Below are 24,353 nucleotides of genomic sequence, written 5' to 3' on the forward strand. Positions count from 1 at the left end.
GTGCGCTCAGGCCTCGATGACCACCGGGATGATCATCGGCCGGCGACGGTGGGTGCTGTTGACCCAGCGGCCGACCACGCGTCGTACGGTCTGCTGGAGCTGGTAGGCGTCGGTGTTGCCCTCGGCGATCGTGCGGTCGAGCGCGTCGATGATCGGCTGCTTGATCTCCTCGAACGACGACCCCTCGAGCGCGTTGCCGCGGGCGTGGATCTCCGGTCCGCTCGAGACCTTCCCGCTCACCGAGTCGACGACCACGATGATCGAGATGAAGCCCTCCTCGCCGAGGATCCGGCGGTCCTTCAGGTCGGACTCGGTGATGTCGCCGACCGAGCTGCCGTCGACGAAGACGTAGCCGCACGCGACCTTGCCGGCGATCTCGGCGACGCCGTCGACCAGGTCGACCACGACGCCGTCCTCGGCGATCACGACGTTGGGTACGCCGGTCAGCCGGGCGAGGTCGGCGTTGGCCAGAAGATGGCGGATCTCGCCGTGCACCGGCAGCACGTTGCGCGGCTTGACGATGTTGTAGCAGTAGAGGAGCTCGCCGGCGCTGGCGTGGCCGCTGACGTGGACCAGCGCGTTGCCCTTGTGGACCACCTTGGCGCCCCAGCGGGCCAGGCCGTTGATCACGCGGTAGACGGCGTTCTCGTTTCCGGGGATCAGGCTCGAGGCCAGCAGCACGGTGTCGCCCGCCTCGATGTGCACGAGGTTGTGGTTACGCTGGGCGATCCGGCTCAGAGCGCTCATCGGCTCGCCCTGGGAGCCCGTGGAGATGAGCACCTGCCGCTCCGGAGCGAGGGTGGGCAGCTCCTTGGCGTCGATCAGCACGCCGGCGGGCACGGTGAGGTAGCCGAGCTCCTTGGCGATCGCCATGTTGCGGACCATCGAGCGGCCGACGTAGGCGACCTTGCGGTCGTGCGCGACGGCGGCGTCGAGCACCTGCTGGACGCGGTGCACGTGGGAGGCGAAGCAGGCCACGATGATCCGCTGCGCGGAGTCGCGGAAGACCTGGTCGATGACCGGGGTGATCGACTTCTCCGTGGGGGTGAAGCCGGGCGTCTCCGCGTTGGTCGAGTCGGTGAGGAAGAGGTCGACGCCCTCCTCCCCCAGCCGCGCGAACGCGCGCAGGTCGGTGATCCGGCCGTCGAGGGGCAGCTGGTCCATCTTGAAGTCGCCGGTGTGCAGGACCAGCCCGGCGCCGGTGCGGATCGCCACCGCCAGGGCGTCGGGGATCGAGTGGTTGACCGCGATGAACTCCAGGTCGAACGGGCCGAGCGTCATCCGGTCGCCCTCGCGGACCTGGTGGTGCACCGTCTCCTTGAGCCGGTGCTCGCGCAGCTTGCTGTCGAGGAGCGCGAGGGTGAGCTCGGAGCCCACCAGCGGGATGTCCCCGCGCTCGCGCAGGAGGTACGGCGTGGCGCCGATGTGGTCCTCGTGCCCGTGCGTCAGGACCAGCGCCTCGACGTCGTCGAGCCGGTCCCGGATCGGGTCGAAGTCGGGGAGGATCAGGTCGACCCCCGGGTGGTGGTCCTCGGGGAAGAGCACCCCGCAGTCGACGATCAGCAGGCGACCGTCGTACTCGAAGACGGTCATGTTGCGACCGACCTCGCCGAGACCGCCGAGCGGGATGACTCGCAGGCCCCCCTCGGCCAGTGGCGGTGGCGCGGACAGCTCGGGGTGGGGATGGCTCAAGTGGGGGTCCTCGTCTAGAGAAGGCCGGAGGCGGCGAGCCCGGCGCGCAGCGCGGCCACCTCGTCGTCGTCCAGCGGCACCAGCGGTCCGCGGACGTTGCGGTTGTCGAGCACGCCCAGCAGCTGGAGGGCTGCCTTGGCGGTGGTCGCGCCGTAGTTGGGCACGCCCATCACGGCGTCGACCGCGGGCAGCATCCGGGTGAACTCGGCGAGCGCGGCGGCGTGGTCGCCGGCGTCGAAGGCGTCGAACATCCGGCGGATCTGCGGGCCGGCGGCGTGGCCGAGCACGGAGACGACGCCGCTGCCGCCGTGGGCGAGCCATCCCAGGGTGGACACATCGTCACCGGAGTAGACGGCGTAGCCCATCTGCATCAGCTTGACGCCCCGGACGAAGTCTCCGACGGCGTCCTTGACCGCGACGACGGTGTCGAGCTCGATGGCGGCGGCGTAGGTCTCGAGGGAGATGGCCAGGCCGGTGCGGCCGGGCACGTCGTAGAGCATCACCGGGACACCGGTCGCCTCGGCGACGGTGCGGAAGTGGTGGAGGACGCCCGCCTGGCTGGGCTTGTTGTAGTAGGGCGTGACCAGCAGCAGGCCGTCGACGCCGATCTTCTCCGCCTGCACGGCGAGCTCCACGGAGTGGGCGGTCGCGTTGGTGCCGACCCCGGCGACCACGGTCGCGCGGTCGCCCACGGCGTCCTTGACGGCAGCCAGGATCTCGCCGTCCTCGGCCACCGTCGTGGTCGGGGACTCGCCGGTCGTGCCCGAGACCACGACACCGTCGTGGCCGTGGTCGACGAGGTGGGTCGCGATCCGGGCGGTGCCCTCGAGGTCGACCGAGCCGTCGTCGTGGAACGCCGTCGCCATGGCGGTGAGCACGCGGCCGAACGGCGTCGGCCGCGGGAAGGTGGGCGTGGTCGTCATGTCCCCAGGCTATCGCCCCGGGCTGTCGTCAGAGGTGCGGCATCACGTCGGACGCCACCAGCCGGAGGTGGTCGAGGTCGCTCAGGTCGAGCACCTGGAGGTAGAGCCGCTGGCTGCCGAGCGCGGCGTAGCGCCCGATCTTGTCGAGCACCTCGGCCGGTGTGCCGGCCAGGCCGTTGGCGCGCAGCTCGGCCTTGTCGCGACCGATCGCCGCCGCCCGCTGGTCGAGCTCGGCCTCGTCGGCGCCGACGCAGAGCACCAGCGCGTTGGAGTAGACCATCGCGTCCGGGCTGCGGCCGTTGGCCTCGCAAGCCGCACGCACCCGGGCGAACTGCGCCGCGGTCGTCTCCTCGTCGACGAACGGGAGGTTGAACTCGTCGGCGTACGCCGCGGCGATGGCCGGCGTGCGCTTCTTGCCCAGGCCTCCGACCAGCAGCGGGGGCCGGGCCTGCGCGGGCTTGGGCAGCCCCGGGGAGTCGGTGACCTGGTAGTGGGTGCCGTCGTGGGTGAACCGGCCGCTGCCGTCCGCCGGGGTGGCCCACAGGCCGGTGATGATCGCGAGCTGCTCCTCGAACCGGTCGAAGCGCTCCGCGGTGCTGGGGAACGGGATGCCGTACCGCGTGTGCTCGGCCTCGAACCAGCCCGCACCGATCCCGAGCTCGACCCGCCCGCCGCTCATCTGGTCGACTCCTGCGACGGTGATGGCCAGCGGGCCGGGGTGGCGGAACGTCGCACTGGTCATCATCGTGCCGAGGCGGATGGTGCTGGTGTCACGGGCCAGGCCGGCCAGCGTGACCCAGGCGTCGCTCGGGCCGGGAAGCCCCGGGCCGCCCATCGAGAGGTAGTGGTCGGAGCGGAAGAACGCCCCGAACCCCAGGCTCTCCGCCTCCAGCGCCACGTCGAGCAGGTCGTCGTACGTCGCCCCCTGCTGGGGCTCGGTGAACACGCGGAGTTCCATGCCACCCAGCCTCCCACTGACCCCGATCCACGGTTGACCCGCCCGAAAGTTTCGGGCGGGTCAACGTCTAGGAGCGGGTGAGCCAGACGACATCGCGGTCGGGGAAGGTCTCGCGACGCTGCTCGACCCAGTCGGCGGGGTCGAAGTCGGGGTAGAACGTGTCGCCCTCGGGAGTCAGGTGGACCGCGGTGAGCACCTGCTCGTCGGCGACGTGCATCGCCTCGTCGTAGACGAGCGCCCCCCCGACCACCATGACGTCACCGGGCAGGTCGTCGGCGAGGTCCAGCGCGGCGGTGAGCGACGGGGCCACGATCACGCCGTCGGCCGACCACGCGGCGTCGCGGGTGAGCACGATCGTGGTGCGGCCCGGGAGCGGGCGGCCGATCGACTCGAACGTGGCGCGGCCCATCACCAGGACGTGGCCGAGGGTGGTGCGCTTGAAGTGCGCGAAGTCGTCGGGGATCCGCCACGGGATGTCGCCGTCGGCCCCGATCACGCCGTTGTCGGCCACGGCCGCGACCATGACGACGCGCTTGCCCCCTGGCGTCATATCGCGATGGGCGCCTTGATGCCGGGGTGAGGGTCGTAGCCCTCGACGTTGATGTGCTCGAGCTCGAACTCGTCGAGGGCCTGCACGGACGGGTCGAGCACGAGCGTGGGCAGCGCCCGCGGCTCACGGGTGAGCTGGAGCCGGGCCTGGTCGACGTGGTTGGTGTAGAGGTGGGCGTCGCCGAAGGTGTGCACGAAGTCGCCGACCTCGAGCCCGGTGACCTGGGCGACCATGTGGGTGAGCAGTGCGTAGGACGCGATGTTGAAGGGCACGCCGAGGAAGACGTCGGCCGAGCGCTGGTAGAGCTGGCACGAGAGCCGGCCGTCGGCGACGTAGAACTGGAACATCGTGTGGCAGGGCGCGAGCGCCATCTGCGGGATGTCGGCGACGTTCCATGCGGAGACTATGTGGCGGCGCGAGTCGGGGTCGCGGCGGATCTGCTCGACGACCTGCGCGATCTGGTCGACGTGGTGGCCGTCGGGCGTGGGCCACGAGCGCCACTGGTAGCCGTAGACGGGGCCGAGGTCGCCGTCGGCGTCTGCCCATTCGTCCCAGATCGTCACGCCGCGGTCCTGGAGCCACTTGACGTTGGTGTCGCCGCGCAGGAACCACAGCAGCTCGGCGAAGATCGAGCGGGTGTGCACCTTCTTGGTGGTGACCAGCGGGAAGCCGGCGCTCAGGTCGAAGCGCATCTGGTGACCGAAGACGCTGCGGGTCCCGGTGCCCGTGCGGTCGCTCTTCTCGACTCCCTCGTCGAGGATCCGCTGGAGGAGGTCGAGGTACTGCTGCATGGAGCCAACCTACTGCCTAGATATCGACGGTCCCGGTGATGCTCGTGCGGGTGTCGCCGCCGACCCAGACCCCGTCGCCCTCGACCGAGACGTGCACCCGGCCCTGCCGGCCGAGGACGGTGCCCTGCGACGCGACGTACAACGTGGGGAGGCGGTTGCCGGCCAGCCACTGGGCCAGCCCGGCGTTGAGGCTTCCGGTCACCGGATCCTCGACGACGCCGAGACCCGGGCAGAACGCCCGCACCTCGATCGCGACGTCGCTGCCGGCCGGGTAGAGGCCGACGACGCCGATGTCGAGCGAGCTGAACGCCCTCGGGTCCGGTGTGCAGGCCAGCACCGCGGCCGCATCGGCCAGGAGGACGCCCACCCAGCCGGGCCCGTTGTCGATCCACGCGGCGTCGACGATGTCGTGCTCGTCGATCTGGAGAGCGGCCGCGATCCGGGTGAGGTCGTCGATGTCGACCGGACCCGAACGCACCAGTGGCGGCGCGGCGAAGGCGAGCCGCAGCCCCCGGCGTACCTGGACCAGTCCGGCCCCGCACTCCTGGACGACCTCGTCGTCCGAGCGCGGGACGCCGCCGGCCTCCAGCCAGGCGTGGGCGCTGCCGAGCGTGGGGTGGCCCGCGAAGGGCAGCTCCCCGCCCGGCGTCCAGATGCGCAGCCGGTAGTCGGCCGCGTCGCTCGTGGGCGTCAGCAGGAACGTGGTCTCGGAGAGGTTGGTCCACCGCGCGAAGCGCGCCATCTCCTCCTCGGTCAGGCCGTCGGCGTCGTGTACGACGGCCACGGGGTTGCCGAGCAGGGACTGGTCGGAGAAGACGTCGACCTGACGAAATGCGCGCACGCGAGGACGTTACTGCTCCAGGGCCCACGGGGTGCTGCGGGGGAAGGTGCGGTGCACCGTGCAGGTGGTGAACAGGCCCGGGTCGAGCAGTGGACAGGTCACCAGCTGGAGGCTGCCCGAGCTGGACAGGCGGGGTCCGTCGTCGGGGTCGCCCTGCTCCAGCTCGACAAGGTACGTCACCAGGCCGCGGCCCCCGAGCTTGGCGGCGTAGACCTCCGCGTCCGGTGTGAGTCCCGTGTCGACCTCCTGGCCGGTGACGGTGTCGAAGATCCGGACCCGGCCCTGGGCGTCGCCGACGCGCGTGAGCACGTGGTCGCCCTCCGGCGCGAGCTGGGCGCCGACGCCGGGGACCTCGATCGAGGACGGACCGTGCGTCACGAGGAGCGACGTGGGGCCGTCCTGGAACGCGAGCGCGTCCCCGGCCGCGTCGAGCAGACGGTCCCGACCCAGCCTCGCGAGCGCGGTCCAGCCGGGACTGGACTCGAGGCCGTAGGCCCCCTCGGGGCCGGCCACATGGACCGTGGCGCTGTCGACGGCGACCACGCGCGTCAGGTCCCCGACCACCTGGGAGGTCACCTCCTCACTCTCGGCCAGGTCGTAGACGTGCAGCTCGTCGGCGCCGCCGGGGTCCACCCACGCCACCAGGCCGTCCTCGGCGGAGGCGGCGAAGGCCCCGTCCGGCGCCTGGGTGCCGAGCCGGGTCCGCTCGCCGTCGGTCTCGACCAGGATCACCTCGCCCGCGCCGTCTGCGTAGACGGCACCCTGCGGCACCTGGGTGAAGCTCGTCAGGTCGTCGATGGTGAGCGCGACCCGGTCGAGCTGGAGGGTGTCGTCGGTGTACCACCCGACGGCCACCGGGTTGTCGACCCGCTGCACCGGGGCGTCGGGCAGGCCCGGGGGCGGACCGGGCCTGGTCGCCCACCACGTCCAGCCCCCCGCGACCACCGCCAGGACCGCGACGACCGAGACCACGAGACGCGTCGTACGGCGCCGCCGCGCGCGCCGCTCCTGCTGGTCGAGGAGCACCACCTGGTCGAGCTCCAGCGGGTCCACGACGACCGACTCGGCCTCTCGTCGTACCTCCTCCTGGTCGGCCTGCGAGGCCGGTCCACCGACGTCGAGCAGGGCCTGGAGGACCACGGCGGCCTGGTCGGGCGTGCCCGTCGGGTGCTGCCGCGCCCGGCACTCGAGCAGCGTCTGGGCGGTGTGCTCGTCGAGGTCACCGAGCTCGTCGCGGTAGCGCCAGTCGGAGCGCAGCCGGGCCAGGACGGTCCGGGCGAGGTGGTGCGCCTCGTCGGGCGGCGAGCCGAGGAGCACGAGGATCCGCACCAGCGACGGCCAGCGCGCGACGGCGTACGCCGAGAAGTCAGCGTCGTCGCGCACGTCTACCGCCTTTCCGTCCCCCGGGCCACCACGTAGGCCGTCAGCTCCGCGGTGTCCTGCCCCCGAGCATGCCTGTCGTCGGGGTATTCGGTGCCCTCGTCGCCGCGGATGTCCTCACGGATCCGCAGTGCCTCGCGCAGCACCCGGTGGAAGCGCTCGGGGTAGTAGGTCAGCCCCCAGCGGCCGGCCGCGGACTTCGTGGTCATCTCCCCCGTGACCAGCAGGTGGTGCAGGCGGGTCACCCCGAGGACGCACCAGGCGCAGGCAGTCTCCGCCGCGCCCTCCGAGGGCATCGCGGCCAGCGCCTCGGCGTTTCCGCGCCAGTAGGTGTCGAGGTTGTCGACCGTGAAGTCGCGCAGCCGCTCCCGGGAGGTCCAGACCCCGAGCTCGACGATCGGCAGGCCGGCGACGTGGACCCCGTGCCAGGCCAGCTCGTGCCACGCGACGACGCCGTCGTGGACGGTGCCGGCCGGCTCGAAGAGCCGGCCGAGGACGGTCGGCACGTCGGGGCAGCCGGCGGGGTCGGCCGCCAGGTCGCCGGCCAGGACGTGCGGCCCGTCGAAGTGGAGGTCCGGGTGGGCGGCCGCCACCGCCTCATGGGTACGCCGCAGCGCGTCGACCTCGGCGTCGTCCGGCCGGTGGTCCAGCGTGGCGACGAAGTCGACGTCGCTCTGCCCCGGCACCCACTCCCCGAAGCCCACCCCGCCGCGCAGGTAGAGGCCGGTGACGAGACCGGCCGGCGCCTCGCGCAGGAACGTCGCGCAGACCTCCGAGACGGGCTCTGGGGTCACGCGTGCAGCGACATCGGTCCGTAGACCCGGCGGTCGTGCTCGAAGAGCGTGACGCCGTCGACACCCTCGGCCGCGAGGTCGGCCCAGATCTCGCCGACCCAGGACTCCGCGTCGGCCTGGCTGGCGAACCGCTGGTCGGCGTGCTCGCCCGAGACCTCGACCTCCTCGCCGGCGGCGTTCTCGAGCCGCCAGAACCACGGCCGCTCGGTGGGGCTCGGTGAACGGAAGGTCGGCGGCTGGTCGGGCAGGCTCATGACTCCCTCACGGAGGTGTCGACGAAGGGCGGTTTGACGAGCTGGAAGATCTCGCGGCGACCGCGGACATCGACGCCGACCTCGGCCTCCGGATGGATGTCGGAGGGCAGCAGCGCCAGGCCGATGCCCTTCTTGAGGGTCGGCGAGAACGTCCCGGAGGTGATCTCACCGAGCATCACGTCGTGGGTGAGGCTGACCATCATGTGCGGCCGCGGGATCGCGCGGCCGGTGGCGACGAGGCCGCGCAAGGTGCGCCGGGACCCGGCCTCCTTCTCGGCCAGCAGCACGTCGCGGCCCCAGAACGCGTCCTTCTTCCACCCGACCGCCCAGCCAACGCGGGCCTCGTTGGGCGTGATGTCGAGGGATAGCTCGTGGCCGTGGAGCGGGTAGCCCATCTCCGTACGCAGGGTGTCGCGGGCTCCCAGCCCACACGCGAGCATGTCGTACGGCGCGCCCGCGGCGAGGAGTGCGTCCCACAGCGCCTCGGCGACCGAGTTGGCCGCGATCAGCTCGTAGCCGCGCTCGCCGGTGTAGCCGGTGCGGCACACCACGACGCCGACGCCCTCGAACTCCGCCTCGGTGAAGCTCATGTAGTCGTGGCCGACCGGCAGCCCGACCGCGCTCAGTACCTCGTCGGACCTCGTGCCCTGCACGGCGAGCACGACGTAGTCGCGGTGGTGGTCGACGATGGTGACGCCCTCGGGCGCCTCGGCGGCCATTCGGCGTACGACCTCGGCGGTGTTGGCGGCGTTGGGCACGAGCAGCACGTGCTCATCGTCGCGGTAGTAGACGATCAGGTCGTCGACCACGCCACCGGTCGCGTCGTCGCAGCACAGCGTGTACTGCGCCTGGCCCGGCCCGATCTTGCGCAGATCGTTGGTCAGCGTGCGGTTGACGAAGTCGGCGGCGCCGGGTCCGCTCACCATGGCCTTGCCCAGGTGGCTGACGTCGAAGATGCCGACCGAAGAGCGCACAGCCGTGTGTTCCTTGACCACCCCCGAGGAGTACTCGAGCGGCATCGACCACCCGCCGAACTCGGCGAACTTCGCCCCGAGGGCGACGTGGCGGTCGTGGAGCGGGGAACGGAGCAGGTCCTCGGCCATGGCGCGAACCTACAACAGCAGGGGTGCGGGTTAGTCTGCCGCGGTGACCACGTCCTACACGCTGCGCAGTGCCAGCCCCGCAAAGTCCAGAGCAGACGTGGTCGTGGTGGGTGTCCTGTCCACCCCCAAGGGACCCAAGATCGCGACCGGCGGCGAGGACGTCGCCAAGGCCTACGGCCGCAAGTTCGCGCCGCTGCTGGCCACGCTGGGCGTCAAGGGCAAGGCCGGCGAGCTGGTGAAGGTCCCGACCGGCGGCACGATCGGCGCCCCCGTGCTGGTGCTCGCCGGGCTCGGCGACAGCATCACCCCGGACGCCGTACGACGGGCCGCCGGCGGCGCCGCACGCACGGTCACCAACGCGGCGTCCGTCGCGGTGGCGCTCCCCGCCGACTCCCCCGAGCTGGTGCGTGCCGTGACCGAGGGCTACGAGCTCGGCGGCTACGCGTTCACGACGTACAAGAAGGCGACGGCCGACGACGCCCCCGGCGACGTGGTCGTGCTCAGCCCCGGCGCGCGGCGCAAGGAGAGCGTGCTCGCCTTCGACGAGGCGCAGATCGTCTCCCGGGCAGTCGCCAAGACCCGCGACTGGGTCAACACCCCTCCCGGCGACCTGACTCCCCCGGCGTTCGCCGACGCGGCGGTCGCCTCGGCCAAGGAGTGGAGCAAGGGACGCGGCGGCCCGAAGGTCACCGTCAAGGTGCTCGACGAGGAGCGGCTGGCCGAGCTCGGCTGCGGCGGCATCCTCGGCGTCGGTCAGGGCTCGGCCGCGCCGCCGCGGCTGGTCGAGATCACCTACTCCCCCAAGGACGCCCGCTGCCACCTGGCTTTGGTCGGCAAGGGGATCACGTTCGACTCCGGCGGCCTGACCATCAAGCCGGCCGCCTCCATGCACGAGATGAAGAGCGACATGGGCGGCGCCGCCGCGGTCATCCAGGCGACGTATGCCATCGCCGCCCTCGGGCTGCCGATCCGCGTCAGCACGTTCGCCGCGATGGCCGAGAACATGGTCTCCGGCTCGTCCGTACGCCCCGGCGACGTGCTCACGCAGTACGGCGGCACGACCGTCGAGGTCCTCAACACCGACGCCGAGGGACGGCTGGTCCTGGCCGACGCGCTCGGCCGCGCGGTCGAGACCGAGCCCGACGTGCTCCTCGACGTCGCCACCCTGACCGGCCACATGGTCCTCGCCCTGGGCGACCGGGTCGCCGGCGTCATGGGCACCGACGAGATCGTCCAGGGCGTCCTCGCGGCCTCCGAGGTCGCCGGTGAGGACCACTGGGCGATGCCGATCCCCGACGGGATGGTCGACCGGATCAAGGGCAGCAAGGTGGCCGACCTCGCCCAGCACGACTGGGTCCGCTGGGGCGGCGGGCTGTTCGCCGGGGCGTTCCTGCGTGAGTTCACCGGCGGTCTGCCCTGGGCGCACCTCGACATCGCGGGCACCGCGTTCAACTCCGGCGGCCCCCGCGGGCACCTCACCTCCGGCGGCACGGGCTGGGCGGTCGCCACCCTGGTCGACTACGCCCGCGCCCTGTCCAAGGACGACTGAGGCTGCTAGAGCCCCTGCTCCTTGCGCAGCTGCTTCTGGCGGCGGTTGTAGTCGCGCATCCGCTGCGGGATGCCGACCACCGCGGCGTCGTATGACGGCACCTGGTGCTTGTTGGCGAAGTCGTGGGCCCACTTGACCGACGGGACCCGGCGCCGGGTCCACTCACCGTCGTGCGCCACCAGCAGCAGCGTCACGTCGCTGACCGCCGTACGAGGCTCGACGAAGCCCTCCACTCCGCGGCGCTCGGTGACGAACGCGTGCAGGTGCTCCTCGTCGACCTTGCTCGAGGCGCGCACCGTCGTGGAGCCGGTGCGCAGCGCGTCCTTGGCCGGCTTGCGCATGCGTGTGCTGGTGCCGCGACGGAAGCGGTCCATGAAACCCATGCGCCTAGTCTGCCTGTAGGCAGGTCATTGCGTCCGCAGGAGGGCACACCGGACCGCATCGGAGCCATACCGAGGGCATGTCGTGCCGCCGTGAGGCCGGTGTTGTGACGCTCACGAGAAGTGCAAGGATGGTGCGACATTGACTCACGGAGGGACCAGCGTGACTGAGGCGGACTTCGACGTGCTCGTTCTCGGGGCGGGTTCGGGCGGCTACGCGTGTGCGCTCCGTGCTTCCCAGCTCGGCCTGAGCGTCGGCCTGGTCGAGAAGGGCAACCTCGGCGGCACCTGTCTCCACGTCGGCTGCATCCCCACCAAGGCGCTGCTCCACGCGGCCGAGGTCGCCGACTCCGCCCGCGAGTCAGAGCAGTTCGGCGTCCGCGCCACGCTCGACGGCATCGACATGGCCGGGGTCAACTCCTACAAGGACGGCGTCGTCGCGCGCCTCTTCAAGGGACTGACCGGCCTGATCAGCTCGCGCGGCATCACCGTCATCGAGGGTGAGGGCCGGGTCACCGGTGACCGCCAGGTCACGGTCGGCGACCGGGCCTACTCCGGCAAGCACCTCGTGCTCGCCTCCGGCTCCTACTCCAAGTCGCTGCCCGGCCTCGACGTCGACGGCGAGCGGGTCATCACCTCCGAGCATGCGCTGCGACTCGACCGGGTACCCACCTCCGTGATCGTCCTCGGCGGTGGAGTCATCGGCTGCGAGTTCGCGAGCGTCTGGAAGAGCTTCGGCGCCGACGTCACGATCATCGAGGCACTGCCCCGTCTCGTCGCGGCCGAGGACGAGGCGTCCTCGAAGGCCCTCGAGCGGGCCTTCCGCAAGCGCAAGATCGCCTTCCGCACCGGCACGCCGTTCCAGAGCGTCACGACCACCGACACCGGGGTGGCCGTGACGGTCGAGGGCGCCAACGGTGAGCAGAGCGTCATCGAGGCCGAGCTGCTGCTCGTCGCGGTCGGCCGCGGCCCGAGCACATCGGGTCTCGGCTACGAGGAGCTCGGCGTGGCGATGGACCGTGGCTTCGTGCTCGCCGACGAGCGCTGCCGCACCAACGTCGACGGCGTCTACGCCGTCGGCGACATCGTGCCCGGCCTCCAGCTGGCCCACCGCGGCTTCCAGCAGGGCATCTTCGTGGCCGAGGACATCGCCGGCCTCGACCCGCAGCCGATCGACGAGACCGGCATCCCCCGGGTCACCTACAGCCACCCCGAGATCGCGTCGGTCGGGCTCAACGAGTCCGCGGCGGTCGAGGCCTACGGCGCCGACGGCATCGAGACGCTCACCTACGACCTGGGCGGCAACGGCAAGAGCCAGATCCTCAAGACCCAGGGCTTCGTCAAGCTCATCCGCCGCAAGGACGGTCCCGTCGTGGGCGTCCACCTCGTCGGTGACCGGGTCGGAGAGCTCATCGGCGAGGCCCAGCTGATCTACAACTGGGAAGCCCACGCCGAGGACGTCGCGCCGCTCGTCCACGCGCACCCCACCCAGAACGAGGCACTCGGAGAGGCCCATCTCGCGCTCGCGGGCAAGCCTCTCCACGCCCACTCCTGACCACCGATCCCCATCACGAGCTAAGGAACTCCATGGCCACCGAAGTCAACCTCCCGGCACTCGGCGAGTCCGTCACCGAGGGCACCGTCACGCGCTGGCTCAAGCAGGTCGGCGACAGTGTCGCCGTCGACGAGCCGCTGCTGGAGGTCTCCACCGACAAGGTCGACACCGAGATCCCCTCCCCCGTCGCGGGCACGCTGCTCGAGATCAAGGCCCAGGAGGACGACACCATCGAGGTGGGCGCGATCCTGGCGATCATCGGCGACGAGGGTGAGTCCGCCGGTGACTCCGGTGGCGAGTCGCAGGAGTCCGAGCCCGAGCCGGAGCCGGAGCCCGAGCCCGAGGAGAAGGCGGAGCCCGAGCCCGAGGAGCAGGCCCAGCCGGAGCCCGAGCCGGAGCAGCCCGCGGCGTCGTCTGAGGGCGACAGCGGCAGTGGCGGTGGAGGTGGCGGCGGTACGTCGGTCGTCCTGCCCGCCCTGGGCGAGTCGGTCACCGAGGGCACGGTCACCCGCTGGTTGAAGTCCGTCGGCGACGACGTGGCGGTCGACGAGCCGTTGCTCGAGGTCTCCACCGACAAGGTCGACACCGAGATTCCGTCCCCCGTGGCCGGCAAGCTCCTGGAGATCAAGGTCGAGGAGGACGAGACCGTCGAGGTCGGTGCCGAGCTCGCCGTGATCGGGTCCGGCGACGCCACCCCCGCCAAGGCCGAGCCGCAGGCCGAGCCCAAGGACGAGGAGCCCGAGCCGGAGCCCGAGCCCGAGCCGGAGCCGGAGGAGAAGGCTGCCCCTGAGCCGGAGCCGGAGAAGAAACCGGAGCCCGCTCAGGAGACCAAGCCCGCCGCCGAGAAGGCGCCGGAGCCGAGCCCCGAGACGTCATCGGAGTCGTCGTCCTCGGAGGGCGCCGGCTACGTCACCCCGCTGGTCCGCAAGCTCGCCGCCCAGCACGACGTCGACCTGAGCGCGGTCACGGGCACCGGTGTCGGCGGCAGGATCCGCAAGCAGGACGTGCTCGACGCCGCCAAGGCCCGGCAGGCCCCGGCTCCCGCCGCTGCCGCCGCTGCCCCGTCGGCGCCCGCCGCCTCCGCCCCGAGCACGACGCCGTCGCCGTTGCGGGGCACCACCGAGAAGATCAGCCGGCTGCGCAAGATCATCGCCGAGCGGATGCTGGACTCCCTGCACTCGGGGGCCCAGCTCACCCAGGTCGTGGAGGTCGACGTCACCCGGATCGCCCGGCTGCGTGAGGCGTCCAAGGCCGACTTCCTGGCGCGCGAGGGCGTCAAGCTGTCCTACCTGCCGTTCTTCGCCAAGGCCTCGATCGACGCGCTGAAGGTGCACCCCAAGCTCAACGCGACCATCGACACCGACGCGGGCACGATCACCTACTACGACCGCGAGAACCTCGCGTTCGCCGTCGACACCGAGAAGGGCCTGATCACCCCGGTGGTCAAGGACGCCGGCGACCTGTCGATCGCCGGGCTGGCCAAGAAGATCGCCGACGTGGCCGAACGCACGCGGACCAACAAGATCGGTCCCGACGAGCTCGGCGGCGGCACGTTCACGATCACCAACCTCGGCAGCGTCGGCGCCCTGTGGGACACGCCGATCATCAACAAGCCGCAGGTCGCCATCCTCGGCCCCGGCGCCGTCGTGAAGCGCCCCGTCGTGATCGACGACCCGGACCTCGGCGAGACCATCGCCGTACGCCACATGGTCTACCTCGCGCTCACCTACGACCACCGCCTGGTCGACGGCGCCGACGCCGGCCGCTTCCTCCAGGACGTCAAGAAGCGCCTTGAAGCCGGCCAGTTCGAGATCTAGACCCGCACCACACGTTGACCCGCCCGAAACTTTCGGGCGGGTCAACGTGCGATGGGGCTAGAACTCCTCGTCGAAGCCGACCGCCCCGGAGACGCCGACCTGGTAGGCCGAGACCTTGCGCTCGAAGAAGTTCGAGAGCTCCTGGACGTCCTGGAGCTCCATGAACGCGAGCGGGTTCTTGGAGCCGAAGATGACCGGCAGGTCGAGACGCTCCATGCGCCGGTCGGCGACGTACTCCAGGTAGGAGCGCATGTCGGCAGTCGAGAGGCCTGCGACTCCCCCGCCCAGCAGGTCGTCGGCGAACTGCGCCTCGGCCTCGACCCCGTCGATCAGCATCTGCCGCACCTGCGCGGCCAGCTCGTCGTCGAACAGGTCCGGCTCCTCGGCCCGCACGGTGTCGACGACGTCGAACGCGAACGCCATGTGCATCGACTCGTCGCGGAAGACCCAGTTGGTGCCCGAGGCCAGCCCGTTGAGCAGCCCGCGCGAGCGCAGGAAGTAGACGTAGGCGAACGCGCCGTAGAAGAACAGGCCCTCGATCACCGCCGCGAAGCAGATCAGGTTGAGCAGGAACTTGCGACGGTGCTCCCTGGTCTGCAGCTCGTCGAGCTCGAAGACCGAGTCGATCCAGTGGAAGCAGAAGTCGGCCTTGGCCTTGATGGAGGGGATGTTGTCGACCGCCGCGAACGCCTCGTGCCGCTCGGTCTCGTCGGGCACGTAGGTGTCGAGCAGGGTCAGGTAGAACTGCACGTGCACCGCCTCCTCGAAGAGCTGGCGCGACAGGTAGAGCCGGCCCTCCGGTGAGTTGATGTGCTGGTAGAGGTTGAGCACCAGGTTATTGGCCACGATCGTGTCGCCGGTCGCGAAGAACGCCACCAGCCTCGACACCAGGTGCCGTTCGGCGGCGGTGAGCCGCTGCAGGTCCTTGAGATCGGAGTGCAGGTCCACCTCCTCGACCGTCCAGGTGTTCTTGATCGCGTCGCGGTAGCGGTCGTAGAAGTGCGGGTAGCGCATCGGTCGCAGGGTCAGGTTCATACCCGGGTCGAGCAGCATCTGGTCGGTGGCGGTCACTGGCAGGCCTCGCAGTTCTCAGGGTTCTCGAGCGAGCAGGCCAAGGCCTCGTCGTCGCTCATGGTCAGGGGTATGGCGACCGGCGCGTTGACGCTGGTCGTCGTCTGGGTGATCCGGGTGGCGGGACGCGAACGCAGGTAGTACGTCGTCTTCAGCCCGGCCTTCCAGGCGTGGAGGTACATCGACGACAGCTTGCCGATCGACGGACCGGCCAGGAACAGGTTGAGGGACTGGCTCTGGTCGATGTACGGCGACCGCGCGGCCGCCATGTCGATCAGCGCCCGCTGAGGCAGCTCCCACGCCGTACGGAACAGCAGCCGCACGTCGTCCGGCAGCTCACGGATCCCCTGCACCGAGCCCTCGGCCCGCTTGATCGCCTCACGCACCTCGGGCGTCCACAGCCCGAGCGCCTTGAGCTCGCGGGTCAGCGCGGCGTTGACCTGGAGGAACTCCCCCGAGAGCGTCTCGCGCTTGAACAGGTTGGACACCTGCGGCTCGATGCACTCGTAGCAGCCCGCGATCGACGCGATCGTTGCCGTCGGCGCGATCGCCACGAGCAGCGAGTTGCGCAGCCCGTTCTCGGCGATGTCGGCGCGCAGCGCCGCCCACCGCTCCGTCTGGCTGCCGGTGACGTCCCACAGGTCCGGCTGGAGTACGCCGGTCGCCGCACGCGTCTCGTCGTACGACGGATGGGCGCCGTGGCGCCGCGCCAGCTCGCACGACACCTCGAGCGCGGTCAGGTAGATCTCCTCCGAGATCCGGGTCGACAGCTCCTGCGCCTCGTCGGAGTCGAAGGCCAGCCGCAGCGCGAAGAACACGTCCTGCAGCCCCATCAGCCCGAGCCCGACCGGCCGCCAGCGCGGGTTGGAGGCCGCCGACTCCACGCTCGGGTAGAAGTTGATGTCGATGACGCGGTCGAGCAACGGGACCGCCGTACGCACCGTCTCGCGCAGCTTGTCCCAGTCCATGCCCTCGCGCGTCACGTGCTGCGCGAGGTTGACCGAACCCAGGTTGCACACCGCGGTCTCGCCGTCGGAGGAGACCTCGATGATCTCGGTGCACAGGTTGGACAGGTGCACGACTGGCCCGCCCGGCGTGTCGCGGGTCTGGTTGCAGGTGCGGTTGGCGGCGTCCTTGAACGTCATCCAGCCGTTGCCGGTCTGCGCGAGCGTGCGCATCATCCGGGCGTAGAGGTCACGCGCCTTCACCTGCCGCACGTAGCGGCCCTCGGCCTCCACGCGGCGGTAGGCCTCGTCGAACGCCGGCCCCCACAGGTCGGGCAGCTCCGGCGCCTGGTCGGGGTCGACCAGTGACCACACCTCGTCGGCCTCGACCCGGCGCATGAACTCGTCGGGCACCCAGTTGGCCAGGTTGAGGTTGTGGGTACGACGGGCGTCCTCACCGGTGTTGTCGCGGAGCTCCAGGAACTCCTCGACGTCCGGGTGCCAGGGCTCGAGGTAGACGCAGGCAGCCCCCTTGCGGCGACCGCCCTGGTTGACGGCGGCGACCGAGCTGTCGAGCGTGCGCAGGAACGGCACGATCCCGTTGGACTGGCCGTTGGTGCCGCGGATCAGTGCTCCGCGCGAGCGCACCCGCGAGAACGCGATCCCGATCCCGCCGGCGAACTTCGACAGCTTGGCGACCTGGGCGTAGCGCCCGTAGATCGAGTCGAGGTCGTCGCGCGGGCTGTCGACGAGGTAGCACGACGACATCTGCGTGTGCCGGGTGCCGGAGTTGAACAGGGTCGGCGACGACGGCAGGTAGGCCAACGACGACATCAGCCGGTAGAACCGGATGGCCTCCCCCGGGCTCTGGGCGAGACCGCACGCGACGCGGAGCAGGAAGTACTGCGGCGTCTCGATCACCTGCCGGGTCGACGGGTGCCGCAGCAGGTAGCGGTCGTAGACCGTGCGCAGCCCGAAGTACTCGAAGCGCTGGTCACCGGCGGGGTCCACCGCGAAGTCCAGCTTGCGGGCGTTGTCCTTCACGAACGACGCCGTCTCGTCGCCGATCAGCCCCTCGGCGTGACCGAGCGACACCGACTGGCTGAACGACGCGACCCCCTGGTTGCGGACCTCCTTCTCGACGTAGCCGGCCAGCAGCCGGCCCGCGAGCCGGGAGTACTGCGGCTCCTCGCCGATCATCTCCGCGGCCGTCTGGATCGACAACCGGTCCAGCTCCGCGGTGGTCGCGCCGTCGTAGAGCCCGCTGATCGTGCGGGTCGCGACCCGCATCGGGTCCACGTCGGCCAGGTCGCGCGCGACCCGGTCCACCGCCTTGACGATCTTGTTGACGTCGACCGGCTCGCTGTCGCCGTTGCGCTTGCGCACGCTCATGGTCGTGCGCGTCTCGGTGCCCAGATCTGTGACCGTCATGTCTCTCTCCTCGCGAGATCGGTCCTGACGGTCCGGGGTCTGCGAGGGGGACGACGGCACGAGGGCAGGGCGCCGTCGTACGAGCCGTCGGCCGTCCCACGAGGCCTCGGACCACCACACCCGGCGGGTGCGGTGCGCTGGCAGGTCTTCGGACTCGTGGGCATGACGCTCGACCCCTACTGACCGTCGCTTCCCAGGTCTCGCACCCAGTGCTTCGTGACGGCGTTCGTTCCCACTCACCGCTGCGGGGCAGTCCCGGAGTCTCACCGGGTTCCCTCTTGCCTCGACCCGTCTGGATGATGGGCCGAACCAGCTGCGTCGGCCACCATATGTAGTGGCGCCTGCGATCTCCGGGACCACATGTTGGGTCGGCGTGTCGGTTGCTCCGCATGGCAGGGTGGACGGCATGGCCTCCCTCTCGATCGTCCTCGCCGGAGGCTCCGGCTTCCTCGGCACCCACCTGCGAGACGAGCTGCTGCGCCGCGGCCACACCGTCACCACGCTCGTACGTCGGGCCGCGGAGGGCGCGGGCGAGTCGACGTGGGACCCCTACCAGGGCGTCGTCGACCACGACCTGGTCGCGAGCGCCGACGCGGTGGTCAACCTGGCCGGCTCCCCCACCGCGGGCAACCCGCACTCCAAGACCTGGGCGCGTGACCTGCGCGCCAGCCGGGTGCGCACCACGCGGGCCCTGGCCGACGCGATCGCGGCCGCCGACACGCCGCCGGCGTTCCTCGCCGGCAACGGCATCTCCTACTACGGCGACCACGGGAGCCAGGTCCTCACCGAGAGCTCCGACAGCCGCGGGCACGCGCTGCTCACGCAGGTGACGCGCGAGTGGCAGGCCGCGGCCGACCCGGCCGTCGACGCCGGCGCCCGGGTCTGCATCCTGCGCACGTCCCCGGTGATGGACCGGCGCAGCGCGCCACTCAAGCAGCTGCGCACCGTCTTCAAGACCGGCCTCGGCGCCCGCCTCGGCGACGGCCGCCAGCACATGGCGATGATCTCGCTGCGCGACTGGGTCGACGCGGTCGCGCACCTCGCCGAGCACCCGTCGGCGTCAGGCGCGTTCAACCTGTGCTGCGCCGAGACGCCCACCAACGCGGAGTTCACCAAGGCGCTGGCGAAGGCTCTCTCCCGCCCGGCGTTCGCCGTGGTGCCCGGCCCGCTGCTCAAGGTCGGGGCCGGCGAGATGGCCCCCGAGCTGCTCGGCTCCCTCAACGTCCGCCCCGCCGCCCTCGAGGCGTCCGGCTACGCGATCCAGGACCGCGACGTCCACGCCGTGCTCCACACGGCACTGGCCTAGGAGCCTGCGGAGACGGACGCGACGCGCCACCGGCCTGCGACGCGCCACATCGTCACCCGCCGGGTGCCGACCTGCCCGCGCGGCAGCAGCCAGGTTCGCGACCCCGAGCGGGCCTCGGCCCGGGCCAGCCGCTCGGTCACCACGAACGTGACCCGACCCGGCGCGCGTGCCACCGCCGCGCCCGCCAGGACCTGCACGTCCAGCGGCGCGACGGTGAGGCCCCGTGCCGACCACGACCTCAGCATCGCCAGGTCCCGCGCCCCGGCCGCCGACCCCGCGACGTAGAGCGACCGCAGCGCGTGAGGATCACCTGCCGCCCAGGCAGCGGCACGCCGCCGGTCCCAGGCGTGCAGGAGGGCGACCGGGGACCGGCCCGGCACCGCGGGGCCCGCGACCGGCGCATCGGTCGGCACGGTCGCGGGCGGGTCGGGCGTGCACCCCGCGACCGTCACCACGAGGGCGAGGGCCGCGAGCGTCGTACGGGATCGGGACATGCGTGGACTCCTACCCACCTCGCGAGGTGCCGCCGCGGTTGTCCACAGGCACCGCCCGAGTAACCTCGAGCGCGTGAGTGACCTCCGTTTCGAGCAGGTCGGCCTCGGCGCCGACGCGGTCGACTACCTCGCTGCCTGGAACCTCCAGCGCGACGTGCACGCCCGGGTCGTCGACAAGAGCCAGCCCGACACCGTCCTGCTGCTCGAGCACCCGCCTGTCTTCACCGCGGGCAAGCGCACCGAGCCCCACGAGCGACCGGCCGACCCCGGCGGCGCCGAGGTCATCGACGTCGACCGCGGCGGCAAGATCACCTTCCACGGTCCCGGCCAGCTGGTCGGCTACCCGATCGTCACCCTGCCCGACCACGTCAAGGTCGTCGACTACGTACGCCGCGTCGAGGAGGCCCTGATCGGGGTGTGCGCCGACCTCGGCGTGGTCACCGCGCGGGTGCCCGGCCGCAGCGGAGTGTGGCTGCACGCCGACGGCCGCGGCCCCGAGCGCAAGGTCGCCGCGATCGGGATCCGGGTCAGCCGCGGCGTGACGATGCACGGCTTCTCGCTCAACTGCGACGTCGACCTCGGCTGGTACGACCGGTTCGTCCCCTGCGGCATCGCCGACGCCGGCGTCACCACGCTGACGCAGGAGGTCGGCCGGCCGGTGACCGTGCGCGACGTGCTGCCGTCCGTGGAGCGGCACCTCGCCGACCTCCTCGCCTGGGGCCCCTACGTCGCGACCCCCGACTACGAGCCGCGGCCGCTGGCTCCACGGATCGAGCTGCTCACTCCCTGACGCGTGTCTGTCCCTCCGGGCAACCTTTCGGCTGTTTGGATCGTCTACCTCGGACGATGAGAGGGCGACATGAGTGACCTGGTGATCGAGACGACGGGGCTTCGCAAGGAGTTCCGCAGCCGGAGGGGTGGCCTCCGGGTCGCGGTCAACGACCTCGACCTCGCCGTGCCACGCGGCGGCGTACACGGGTTCCTCGGGCCCAACGGCTCGGGCAAGACCACGACGATCCGGATGCTGCTGGGCCTGGCGCGGGCCAGCAAGGGCTCGATGGAGCTCTTCGGGCATCCCGTGCCGTCGGCGCTCCCCCAGGTCATCGACCGCATCGGGGCCGTCGTCGAGTCGCCCAAGTTCTCCCCCAACTTCAGCGGCCACCAGAACCTCACGCTCCTGGCCCGCTCGATCGGGGTGCCCAAGGCCCGGGTCGACGCGGCGGTCGAGACCGTCGGGCTCACCGGACGCGACCGAGACCGCTTCAAGTCCTACTCGCTCGGCATGAAGCAGCGGCTCGCCATCGCGGCCACCCTCCTCAAGGACCCGGAGCTCCTGATCCTCGACGAGCCCACCAACGGCCTCGACCCCGCCGGCATCCGCGAGATCCGCGACACCATCCGCGACCTCGGCGAGCGCGGCGTCACCGTGCTGCTGAGCTCGCACATCCTGGCCGAGGTCCAGCAGGTCTGTACGTCGGCCACGATCATCGGCAACGGCCGGATGCTCGCGAGCGGCCCGGTCGACGAGCTCCTGCAGGGCGGCCCCGCCTCGATGCGGGTCGACGTACCGGACCCGACCGCTGCCCATCGCGTCCTCGACGGCGCGGGCTTCGTGGTGACCACGCCTGCCGACGGGGCGAGCCTGCTGGTCGAGAGCGACGACCCCTCCCGGGTGACCCAGGTGCTCGGCGAGGCCGGCATCTGGCTCTCGGCCCTGACCCCGGTCCGCCGCGACCTCGAGTCGGTGTTCCTCGAGCTCACCGAGGCCGACACGCTGGGTCACACGCTGGGTCACGAAGCCACGGGAGCGACCCGATGAGGCAGCTCCTCGCGGTCGAGCTCACCCGCCTGCGCTGGCGGCGCGCCGTGCTCCTGCTGCTGGCCGCGGCCGTCGTCGTCCCCACCCTGATCGCGGCGACGCTGATCTGGGACACCAGGCCGCCGTCCCAGGACGACCTCGACGCCGCCCGGGCCAGCGCCGCGCCGGAGATCGCGCAGTGCGAGAAGCGCCCCGGCCGGTTCGGGGTGGAGGACCGAGCGTTGTGCGAGGAGCAGGTCGTCGGGTGGTACACCAACAGCCAGCCGCTCAAGCTTGGCCAGCAACGCAGCGAGACCGGGCTGGCGGTCGTCGCCGTGCTGACCCTGCTCGTCATGCTCGCGGGCACGACGTTCGCCGGCCACGACTGGAACAGCGGGTCGATGAGCAACCAGCTCCTCTTCGAGTCACGGCGAGGACGGGTCTGGGCCGCCAAGGCACTCGTCGTCCTGGTGACCTCCTTCGTGGTCTCGGCGGTGATGTCGGCGACGTACTGGTTGGCGCTGTGGATGGTGGCGCGTTCCCGCGACCTGAAGGTTCCTGACGGCGTCCTGGCCGACTGCCTGGAGTTCGCCCTGCGCGGGTCCGTCTTCGGGGCCGCGGCGGCCCTGGGCGCCTTCGCCATGACGATGCTCTTCCGCAGCACGGTGGCCACGGTCGGCGTCCTGTTCGGGGTCGTCCTCGCCGGCAGCCTCATCTTCGCCGCGCTCGGCATCAGCGAGCGCTGGTTCCCCCACAAGAACGTCTCCGCGATCATCAAGGACGGCACCAGGTACTACGTCGAGGTGCCCCAGCACTGCTTCACCGATGGGCCGATCGAGGGCTCCGAGTGTGACCAGCTGCGCGAGCTGACGCTCGTCGACGGCTCGCTCTACTACGGCGTGCTGCTGCTCGGGGTGGGGACCGCCTCGGTGCTGACGTTCCGGCGCCGCGACGTCCCCTGACCGACCCCCGCGTAGAGTTGGCCGACGTGACCACCGCTCCTACCGACCCCGGACCGCGCAAGCTTCTCAGGCTGGAGGTCCGCAACGCCGAGACCCCGATCGAGCGCAAGCCGGAGTGGATCAAGACCCGCGCCACGATGGGTCCGGAGTACAAGCACCTGCAGAGCCTGGTGAAGTCCGAAGGCCTCCACACGGTGTGCCAGGCCGCCGGCTGTCCCAACATCTTCGAGTGCTGGGAGGACCGCGAGGCGACGTTCCTCATCGGCGGCGACCAGTGCACCCGCCGCTGCGACTTCTGCCAGATCGACACCGGCAAGCCGCAGCCGCTCGACCGCGACGAGCCGCGCCGCGTGGCCGAGTCGGTGCAGAAGATGGAGCTGCGCTACGCCACCATCACCGGCGTCGCCCGCGACGACCTCGAGGACGGCGGCGCCTGGCTCTACGCCGAGACCGTGCGCGCCATCCACGAGCTCAACCCCGGCACCGGCGTCGAGAACCTCATCCCCGACTTCAACGGCAAGCCCGACCTGCTCCGCGAGGTCTTCGAGTCCCGTCCCGAGGTGCTCGCCCACAACGTCGAGACGGTGCCGCGGATCTTCAAGCGGATCCGCCCGGCGTTCCGCTACGACCGGTCGCTCGACGTGATCACCCAGGCCCGCGACTTCGGCCTGGTCACCAAGTCCAACCTGATCCTCGGCATGGGCGAGACCCGCGACGAGGTCTCCCAGGCCCTGCGTGACCTGCACGCCGCCGGCTGCGAGCTGATCACGATCACCCAGTACCTCCGCCCCTCGGTGCGCCACCACCCGGTCGAGCGCTGGGTCAAGCCCGAGGAGTTCGTCGAGCTCCGCGACGAGGCCGACGACATCGGCTTCTCCGGAGTCCTGTCCGGGCCGCTGGTCCGTTCGTCCTACCGGGCCGGACGGCTGTACCGTCAGGCGATGGATGCCCGCGAGGGCCTGTCCACCACCGCCACCGTCTGACCACCTGAATAGCAAAGGCAGCACCGCTCTCATGGCCCGAAAGAGCAAGGAAACCCCGACCGACCCCGCCGACATGAGTCGTCGGCAGCAGATCTTCGCCACCTACAAGATGACGAAGCAGACCGACAAGCGGATCGGGCTGTGGCTGCTCGGCTCGTTCCTGCTCTTCGGTGGGATCGGCTTCGCGATCTTCTACCTCCTGCCCGGTGCCGGCGTCATCGGCTGGGTCATGTCGACCGTCGGTGGCCTGCTGCTCGGGTTCCTCGGGATGATGATCGTCTTCTCGCGCCGCGCGCAGAAGACGGCGTACGCCCGGATGTCCGGCCAGCCCGGGGCCGCGGCGAGCGCGCTGACGATGCTCAAGCGCGGCTGGAAGTCCGACCCGGTCATCGCGTTCACCAAGCAGCAGGACGTCGTGCACCGGGTCGTCGGCCCTCCGGGCATCGTGCTCGTCGGTGAGGGCAACCCCCACCGCGTACGCCAGCTGATGCTCAGCGAGCGCCGCAAGCACGAGCGGGTGGCCGCCGAGACGCCGATCCACGAGGTCCTCGTCGGGGACGGCGAGGGTCAGGTCCCGCTCGCCCGCCTGGTGCGCCACGTGACCAAGCTGGGCCGTCAGGTCAAGCCCGCGCAGATCACCGACGTGCTCAACCGGCTGAAGGCGCTCGACGCCAACCGCTCGGCCATCCCGATGCCCAAGGGCCCGGTGCCGACGTCGATGAAGGGCATGCGCGGCAACATGCGCGGGCGCTGACCCAGCTCGTCCTGACTACTGGG

General features: G+C 71.1%; 23 protein-coding genes and 1 riboswitch. Of the genes, 9 read left to right on the top strand and 14 right to left on the bottom strand.

The window, feature by feature from the left end:
* Positions 1–6: 6 nt before the first annotated feature.
* The 10 genes from BLR90_RS15170 to gcvT all read right to left on the bottom strand — a co-directional run bounded on the left by BLR90_RS15170 (position 7) and on the right by gcvT (position 9,286).
* Positions 7–1,692 carry a ribonuclease J gene (locus BLR90_RS15170; protein WP_091026062.1) on the bottom strand — a complete coding sequence of 562 codons (1,686 nt, stop codon included), beginning with the start codon at positions 1,690–1,692 and terminating at the stop codon, positions 7–9.
* Between the two features lie 14 nt (positions 1,693–1,706).
* Positions 1,707–2,615 carry a 4-hydroxy-tetrahydrodipicolinate synthase gene (dapA, locus tag BLR90_RS15175; protein ID WP_091026063.1) on the bottom strand — a complete coding sequence of 303 codons (909 nt, stop codon included), beginning with the start codon at positions 2,613–2,615 and terminating at the stop codon, positions 1,707–1,709.
* Between the two features lie 28 nt (positions 2,616–2,643).
* Positions 2,644–3,573 (bottom strand): LLM class F420-dependent oxidoreductase, encoded by a 930-nt coding sequence (locus BLR90_RS15180; protein ID WP_091026064.1) that lies wholly within the window; start codon positions 3,571–3,573, stop codon positions 2,644–2,646.
* 67 nt (positions 3,574–3,640) lie between these two features.
* On the bottom strand, positions 3,641–4,123 hold the full coding sequence (locus tag BLR90_RS15185; protein WP_091026065.1) for a dihydrofolate reductase: 483 nt from the start codon (positions 4,121–4,123) through the stop codon (positions 3,641–3,643).
* Positions 4,120–4,914, bottom strand: coding sequence for a thymidylate synthase (locus BLR90_RS15190; protein ID WP_091026066.1), 795 nt, complete (start codon positions 4,912–4,914; stop codon positions 4,120–4,122). The genes BLR90_RS15185 and BLR90_RS15190 overlap by 4 nt, the downstream gene beginning before the upstream one ends.
* Before the next feature lie 16 nt (positions 4,915–4,930).
* Positions 4,931–5,755: a PhzF family phenazine biosynthesis protein gene (locus BLR90_RS15195; RefSeq protein ID WP_091026067.1), complete on the bottom strand. Its 825-nt coding sequence runs from the start codon at positions 5,753–5,755 to the stop codon at positions 4,931–4,933.
* A gap of 9 nt (positions 5,756–5,764) precedes the next feature.
* On the bottom strand, positions 5,765–7,138 hold the full coding sequence (locus BLR90_RS15200) for a hypothetical protein (protein ID WP_091026068.1): 1,374 nt from the start codon (positions 7,136–7,138) through the stop codon (positions 5,765–5,767).
* A gap of 2 nt (positions 7,139–7,140) precedes the next feature.
* Positions 7,141–7,929, bottom strand: coding sequence for an aminoglycoside adenylyltransferase domain-containing protein (locus BLR90_RS15205; RefSeq protein ID WP_091026069.1), 789 nt, complete (start codon positions 7,927–7,929; stop codon positions 7,141–7,143).
* A complete protein-coding gene (locus tag BLR90_RS15210; protein ID WP_091026070.1) occupies positions 7,926–8,183 on the bottom strand; it encodes a hypothetical protein in 258 nt (85 codons plus the stop codon). Before BLR90_RS15210 ends, BLR90_RS15205 begins: the two co-directional genes overlap by 4 nt.
* The gene (gene gcvT, locus BLR90_RS15215) at positions 8,180–9,286 is read right to left on the bottom strand and encodes a glycine cleavage system aminomethyltransferase GcvT (protein WP_091026071.1); all 1,107 of its coding nucleotides are present in this window, start codon (positions 9,284–9,286) and stop codon (positions 8,180–8,182) included. The genes BLR90_RS15210 and gcvT overlap by 4 nt, the downstream gene beginning before the upstream one ends.
* Positions 9,287–9,329: 43 nt before the next feature.
* Here gcvT and BLR90_RS15220 point away from each other — a divergent pair, with 43 nt between their 5' ends.
* The gene (locus tag BLR90_RS15220; protein ID WP_245715338.1) at positions 9,330–10,835 is read left to right on the top strand and encodes a leucyl aminopeptidase; all 1,506 of its coding nucleotides are present in this window, start codon (positions 9,330–9,332) and stop codon (positions 10,833–10,835) included.
* A gap of 5 nt (positions 10,836–10,840) precedes the next feature.
* On the opposite strand, the gene BLR90_RS15225 is transcribed toward BLR90_RS15220, so the two are convergent.
* The gene (locus BLR90_RS15225) at positions 10,841–11,218 is read right to left on the bottom strand and encodes a hypothetical protein (RefSeq protein ID WP_245715339.1); all 378 of its coding nucleotides are present in this window, start codon (positions 11,216–11,218) and stop codon (positions 10,841–10,843) included.
* Positions 11,219–11,378: 160 nt separating this feature from the next.
* Between BLR90_RS15225 and lpdA the strand changes: the two genes are divergently transcribed.
* Both lpdA and sucB read left to right on the top strand, forming a co-directional pair.
* A complete protein-coding gene (gene lpdA, locus BLR90_RS15230) occupies positions 11,379–12,770 on the top strand; it encodes a dihydrolipoyl dehydrogenase (protein WP_091026072.1) in 1,392 nt (463 codons plus the stop codon).
* Positions 12,771–12,802: 32 nt separating this feature from the next.
* On the top strand, positions 12,803–14,587 hold the full coding sequence (gene sucB / locus BLR90_RS15235; RefSeq protein ID WP_091026073.1) for a 2-oxoglutarate dehydrogenase, E2 component, dihydrolipoamide succinyltransferase: 1,785 nt from the start codon (positions 12,803–12,805) through the stop codon (positions 14,585–14,587).
* A 57-nt stretch (positions 14,588–14,644) separates the two neighbouring features.
* Here the strand turns inward: sucB and BLR90_RS15240 are convergent, their stop codons facing one another.
* Entirely contained in the window at positions 14,645–15,658 is a 1,014-nt protein-coding gene (locus tag BLR90_RS15240; RefSeq protein ID WP_218029398.1) for a ribonucleotide-diphosphate reductase subunit beta, read from the bottom strand.
* Positions 15,655–18,033 carry a ribonucleoside-diphosphate reductase subunit alpha gene (locus BLR90_RS15245; RefSeq protein ID WP_091026074.1) on the bottom strand — a complete coding sequence of 793 codons (2,379 nt, stop codon included), beginning with the start codon at positions 18,031–18,033 and terminating at the stop codon, positions 15,655–15,657. The genes BLR90_RS15240 and BLR90_RS15245 overlap by 4 nt, the downstream gene beginning before the upstream one ends.
* A 136-nt stretch (positions 18,034–18,169) precedes the next feature.
* Positions 18,170–18,347: riboswitch (cobalamin riboswitch) on the bottom strand.
* 92 nt (positions 18,348–18,439) lie between these two features.
* Here BLR90_RS15245 and BLR90_RS15250 point away from each other — a divergent pair.
* Positions 18,440–19,339 (top strand): TIGR01777 family oxidoreductase, encoded by a 900-nt coding sequence (locus BLR90_RS15250; protein WP_143016229.1) that lies wholly within the window; start codon positions 18,440–18,442, stop codon positions 19,337–19,339.
* Here BLR90_RS15250 and BLR90_RS15255 read toward each other — a convergent pair.
* On the bottom strand, positions 19,336–19,833 hold the full coding sequence (locus tag BLR90_RS15255) for a hypothetical protein (protein ID WP_091026076.1): 498 nt from the start codon (positions 19,831–19,833) through the stop codon (positions 19,336–19,338). The two genes, BLR90_RS15250 and BLR90_RS15255, sit on opposite strands and share 4 nt — an antisense overlap.
* Before the next feature lie 73 nt (positions 19,834–19,906).
* Between BLR90_RS15255 and lipB the strand changes: the two genes are divergently transcribed.
* The 5 genes from lipB to BLR90_RS15280 all read left to right on the top strand — a co-directional run bounded on the left by lipB (position 19,907) and on the right by BLR90_RS15280 (position 24,330).
* Positions 19,907–20,623: a lipoyl(octanoyl) transferase LipB gene (gene lipB / locus BLR90_RS15260; RefSeq protein ID WP_174812364.1), complete on the top strand. Its 717-nt coding sequence runs from the start codon at positions 19,907–19,909 to the stop codon at positions 20,621–20,623.
* A 69-nt stretch (positions 20,624–20,692) separates the two neighbouring features.
* Entirely contained in the window at positions 20,693–21,652 is a 960-nt protein-coding gene (locus BLR90_RS15265) for an ABC transporter ATP-binding protein (RefSeq protein ID WP_091026078.1), read from the top strand.
* Positions 21,649–22,593, top strand: coding sequence for a hypothetical protein (locus BLR90_RS15270; protein ID WP_091026079.1), 945 nt, complete (start codon positions 21,649–21,651; stop codon positions 22,591–22,593). The genes BLR90_RS15265 and BLR90_RS15270 overlap by 4 nt, the downstream gene beginning before the upstream one ends.
* 26 nt (positions 22,594–22,619) lie before the next feature.
* On the top strand, positions 22,620–23,576 hold the full coding sequence (gene lipA, locus BLR90_RS15275) for a lipoyl synthase (protein WP_091026183.1): 957 nt from the start codon (positions 22,620–22,622) through the stop codon (positions 23,574–23,576).
* A 31-nt stretch (positions 23,577–23,607) separates the two neighbouring features.
* Positions 23,608–24,330, top strand: coding sequence for a DUF4191 domain-containing protein (locus BLR90_RS15280; protein ID WP_091026080.1), 723 nt, complete (start codon positions 23,608–23,610; stop codon positions 24,328–24,330).
* The last annotated feature ends 23 nt before the right edge of the window (positions 24,331–24,353 follow it).

Origin of the sequence: Nocardioides szechwanensis (assembly GCF_900103935.1) — a bacterium.
Classification (GTDB): Bacteria; Actinomycetota; Actinomycetes; order Propionibacteriales; family Nocardioidaceae; genus Nocardioides; species Nocardioides szechwanensis.

What these genes read in the sequence shown, in the direction of transcription:
- dapA (WP_091026063.1), bottom strand. Translation starts at nt 2,615, where the DNA reads ATGACGACCACGCCCACCTTCCCGCGGCCGACGCCGTTCGGCCGCGTG.
- BLR90_RS15190 (WP_091026066.1), bottom strand. Translation starts at nt 4,914, where the DNA reads ATGCAGCAGTACCTCGACCTCCTCCAGCGGATCCTCGACGAGGGAGTC.
- BLR90_RS15180 (WP_091026064.1), bottom strand. Translation starts at nt 3,573, where the DNA reads ATGGAACTCCGCGTGTTCACCGAGCCCCAGCAGGGGGCGACGTACGAC.
- BLR90_RS15185 (WP_091026065.1), bottom strand. Translation starts at nt 4,123, where the DNA reads ATGACGCCAGGGGGCAAGCGCGTCGTCATGGTCGCGGCCGTGGCCGAC.
- BLR90_RS15250 (WP_143016229.1), top strand. Translation starts at nt 18,440, where the DNA reads ATGGCCTCCCTCTCGATCGTCCTCGCCGGAGGCTCCGGCTTCCTCGGC.
- BLR90_RS15210 (WP_091026070.1), bottom strand. Translation starts at nt 8,183, where the DNA reads ATGAGCCTGCCCGACCAGCCGCCGACCTTCCGTTCACCGAGCCCCACC.
- sucB (WP_091026073.1), top strand. Translation starts at nt 12,803, where the DNA reads ATGGCCACCGAAGTCAACCTCCCGGCACTCGGCGAGTCCGTCACCGAG.
- BLR90_RS15225 (WP_245715339.1), bottom strand. Translation starts at nt 11,218, where the DNA reads ATGGGTTTCATGGACCGCTTCCGTCGCGGCACCAGCACACGCATGCGC.
- BLR90_RS15245 (WP_091026074.1), bottom strand. Translation starts at nt 18,033, where the DNA reads ATGACGGTCACAGATCTGGGCACCGAGACGCGCACGACCATGAGCGTG.
- BLR90_RS15280 (WP_091026080.1), top strand. Translation starts at nt 23,608, where the DNA reads ATGGCCCGAAAGAGCAAGGAAACCCCGACCGACCCCGCCGACATGAGT.
- BLR90_RS15270 (WP_091026079.1), top strand. Translation starts at nt 21,649, where the DNA reads ATGAGGCAGCTCCTCGCGGTCGAGCTCACCCGCCTGCGCTGGCGGCGC.
- gcvT (WP_091026071.1), bottom strand. Translation starts at nt 9,286, where the DNA reads ATGGCCGAGGACCTGCTCCGTTCCCCGCTCCACGACCGCCACGTCGCC.
- BLR90_RS15265 (WP_091026078.1), top strand. Translation starts at nt 20,693, where the DNA reads ATGAGTGACCTGGTGATCGAGACGACGGGGCTTCGCAAGGAGTTCCGC.
- BLR90_RS15255 (WP_091026076.1), bottom strand. Translation starts at nt 19,833, where the DNA reads ATGTCCCGATCCCGTACGACGCTCGCGGCCCTCGCCCTCGTGGTGACG.